This window comes from Neisseria sp. P0021.S006 (genome assembly GCF_051956895.1).
Genome location: NZ_JBQCWZ010000786.1, coordinates 1 through 663, shown reverse-complemented (window position 1 = coordinate 663; position 663 = coordinate 1). Strand labels below are relative to the sequence as shown.

Below are 663 nucleotides of genomic sequence, written 5' to 3'. Positions count from 1 at the left end.
CAGATAATCAGTTCAAAGATTCCGATCAAATTAATAATCTGTAAATAATATTACCTACGAAACCAAATGCTTTTGCATTAACGGCATTTGCTTCGTTATTAAATAAACCCAGCCTCAATAAACAAAATTCGACCTGCAAGATATATCCCTATCCATTTGTCACCATTTTCAGACGGCCTTTTGTCAAGACCGGAAAAAACAGGTAAATCCGTTTTTCGATTAAAAGCAATATTATTATGATTCATGCCTTCGGCAACACCCCACCCTTTACGAGGAAAAACAAATGAAAAAATATTTTGCAGAATTTTTCGGCACTTTCTGGCTGGTATTCGGCGGCTGCGGCAGCGCAGTTTTGGCAGCAACCTATCCTGAACTTGGCATTGGCTTTGCCGGTGTCGCTTTAGCATTCGGTTTGACCGTACTGACCATGGCTTACGCCGTTGGCCACATTTCCGGCGGCCACTTCAACCCTGCCGTTTCCGTCGGCCTTTTCATCGGCGGCCGTTTTAACGGTAAAGACCTGTTGCCTTACATCGTATCCCAAGTGATCGGTGCGATTGCCGCTGCGGGCGTTCTGTATCTGATTGCTTCCGGTAAAACCGGTTTTGATGCTGTTGCTTCCGGCTTTGCCAGCAACGGTTTCGGCGAACACTCTCCTAACGG

At 45.6% G+C, this 663-nt stretch carries 1 protein-coding gene; it reads left to right on the top strand.

Features of this window, described 5'->3' with window-relative positions:
- Positions 1–283: 283 nt before the first annotated feature.
- A partial coding sequence (locus tag ACTHUM_RS17095) for an aquaporin (protein WP_440403567.1) occupies positions 284–663 on the top strand: 380 nt, incomplete at its 3' end.